Annotated in this window: 3 protein-coding genes; 1 reads left to right on the plus strand and 2 read right to left on the minus strand. The window is 44.9% G+C overall.

Annotated features, from left to right (window positions below):
• The first annotated feature begins 138 nt into the window (after positions 1–138).
• Positions 139–387: a hypothetical protein gene (locus tag F6K20_RS36560; protein ID WP_131827069.1), complete on the plus strand. Its 249-nt coding sequence runs from the start codon at positions 139–141 to the stop codon at positions 385–387.
• Here F6K20_RS36560 and dtd read toward each other — a convergent pair.
• Both dtd and F6K20_RS36570 read right to left on the minus strand, forming a co-directional pair.
• Complete coding sequence (dtd, locus tag F6K20_RS36565) at positions 376–837, minus strand: D-aminoacyl-tRNA deacylase (protein WP_008188648.1); 462 nt, start codon at positions 835–837, stop codon at positions 376–378. The genes F6K20_RS36560 and dtd overlap by 12 nt on opposite strands.
• Positions 838–1,182: 345 nt before the next feature.
• The gene (locus tag F6K20_RS36570) at positions 1,183–1,668 is read right to left on the minus strand and encodes a hypothetical protein (RefSeq protein WP_008188646.1); all 486 of its coding nucleotides are present in this window, start codon (positions 1,666–1,668) and stop codon (positions 1,183–1,185) included.
• Positions 1,669–1,892 lie beyond the last annotated feature (224 nt).

Raw genomic sequence — 1,892 nt, forward strand, 5'->3', positions numbered from 1 at the left:
GGAAATTGTTCTAGTTCCTGGTAACCATGACCTGAACTGGACACTATCATAGGAGGCTGATCAGTAATGCGATCCCATAAGCGCGGAAGCTGAGGCCGTAGGCCACGCTTTGCGAACGCTTCATCGCGTAGCGGCTCAATGCTCACGCATCGCATTACTGACTTTGGATTGATCGAACAACTGGCCGTTGCTGGATTTCGCTTCTTCCTCCACGGACACATTCACAGAGCCGAAACCAGCCTTTTCCGTTACGACAAAAGCCGATATGGGAGCAAACTCGACCAAATTTGTGCTGGCACCTTTGGCGCACCACTTAGTCATCTCACTTCCCACACTCCCTGTTCCCAGATCCGCTGTTCCCTATTCCCTGTTCCCTTACCTTACTGATGCCTCTTTCTCCAACAACAGTGTCACAGGACCATCATTTTCTATAGAAACTTCCATCATCGCACCAAACTCACCAGTTTCTACCCGTAAGCCACTCATCCGTAACTTATCCACAAATAGTTGATATAATCCCCTAGCGTATTCTGGAGCAGCGGACTTACTAAAGGAAGGGCGGCGTCCTTTGCGACAATCTCCGTAAAGGGTAAACTGGCTAACCACCAATAGCTCACCACCTATATCCTGCACGGACTTTTCCCAACGGTCATTACCAGTAGTCTCGTCAGCAAATAGCCTTAATTCTAGACACTTTCGCACCATCCAGTCTAACTCAGCTTCCGTATCAGTATCCGCAATACCGACTAGTAGGTTAAGCCCTCGCCCTATTTTCCCAATCACTGTTGTTTCTACTTCGACTTGAGAGGATTTGACTCGTTGGATGATTACGCGCATATGTAGCAGTTCTCAATTGGCTGAGGTACAAATTTTTGGGTTTTAGGGAACAGCGGATCTGGGAATAGGGAACAGGGAGCATACAGGAGTTAAGAGAAAAGTCGGCAGTCGAAAAAAATTTTATGTACCTCATTAGATTATAAAACAATACGAAAGGCCATTTTAATAAAAATGGATTTTTTTAATCCATAAAAGCTTGATTTAGTAAGCTTCAGAGCAATTATTTTATACTCATTTATAATCGCCACACTAGGCCACCATTTATTCCCGATTCCCGATTCCCGATTCCCGATTCCCGATTCCCGATTCCCAGATCCGCTGTTCCCTCTTAAAAACTTATGATACCTACAAACTAATTAACGATAATACCAAAAGAAAGCCAATTTCTAACAGATAAGTAATGCAAACGCTACGGTTTAATAAACCATCCCAAAGATAACCTTGGCGTTTCGGAGCATTACTGCGCTTAAAGGTACGACTCCAGCCAGTAAAAATAGCTGGACTGCGCAAGTTAAACTCCTGAGTCAAAATTTCCTCAATTTGTCCCAAACGGGGATAGAAACCGCGCTGGAAGTGCTTCCATTGACTTTCCAGAATCCAGAAAAACAGGGGAATAGCACACCCAATCAGGGCGATGCTATTCTGTTTCTCTTTTAAGACCATGCGCACAACCACACCAGTGGCCGTAATCCCCAAGGCTTTAATCACCCAGATTTGTTTGTTGTAATCTTCTACAGTAGTTTGCAGGAAAAAATATTCCTGTTTGAGCAGATTTAGCTCGAATTCTGAGCCCGATGGGGGTTGGGGGTCGATGGGTGATGGACTAGACATAACGTTAGTGTTCAAGTAACACAAAGTGTTTGTTGTGCAAAACCTTTTGCATCGCTTCCATCTGAGCTTTGGCCTGTTGCAGCTGACTTTGAAGTTGCTGAATATCTTCCGATGGTAATGATGTTACTTCAGAATAGGATTGAAACCCAGTATGGGTTTGACCATTACCGACACCAGGATGCGTTCGCTACGCGATTGACCTACGGTCACGCTACGCGAACGCA

Origin of the sequence: Moorena sp. SIO2C4 (assembly GCF_010672485.1) — a bacterium.
Classification (GTDB): Bacteria; Cyanobacteriota; Cyanobacteriia; order Cyanobacteriales; family Coleofasciculaceae; genus Moorena; species Moorena producens.

Excerpts from the sequence above, each read along its gene's own strand:
- F6K20_RS36560 (WP_131827069.1), top strand. The coding sequence starts at position 139 with ATGCTCACGCATCGCATTACTGACTTTGGATTGATCGAACAACTGGCC.
- dtd (WP_008188648.1), bottom strand. The coding sequence starts at position 837 with ATGCGCGTAATCATCCAACGAGTCAAATCCTCTCAAGTCGAAGTAGAA.
- F6K20_RS36570 (WP_008188646.1), bottom strand. The coding sequence starts at position 1,668 with ATGTCTAGTCCATCACCCATCGACCCCCAACCCCCATCGGGCTCAGAA.